At 79.6% G+C, this 456-nt stretch carries 1 pseudogene; it reads right to left on the reverse strand.

Annotation, left to right across the window (positions count from 1 at the left end):
• Window positions 1-456: pseudogene (locus FHN55_RS23040) on the reverse strand (AAA family ATPase); the annotation flags it as partial.

A 456-nucleotide genomic window follows, 5' to 3' on the forward strand; every position in this document is an offset into this window, starting at 1 on the left:
CGACGACGACGACGTGGTCGTGCTCCAGGCCCTTCGCCAGACCCGCGGGGACCACCACCAGGTGCCCGGAGGGTGCGTCGCCGTCGCCCAGCACGGTGGCGTCCAGGCCCGCCGACCGCAGGGCCTCGGCCGTCGCCCCGACGGCGGCGTCGGCGCAGATCACGGCCGTGGAGCCCTCCTGGGCGGCCCGGTCGGCGGCGGCGGCCACCAGGTCACCGGCCGGCCGCAGCCGCAGCGAGCCCGGGGCGCGCCGGGCGGCGCGGGGACCGGGGAGGTCGGGCGCGATCGAGGGCAGCAGCCGGGCGGCGAAGTCGAGCACCTCGCCGGGCACGCGGTAGCCGACGGTGAGGGGCCGCACCGTCGCCTGCGGGCGCCCGAGGTGGGCCATCACCGAGGACCACCGCCCCAGCGAGCAGTGGTGGGTGGCCTGGGCGAGGTCGCCGAGCACGGTGAGCG

Source organism: Streptomyces sp. NP160, assembly GCF_006335115.1.
GTDB lineage: Bacteria > Actinomycetota > Actinomycetes > Actinomycetales > Quadrisphaeraceae > Quadrisphaera.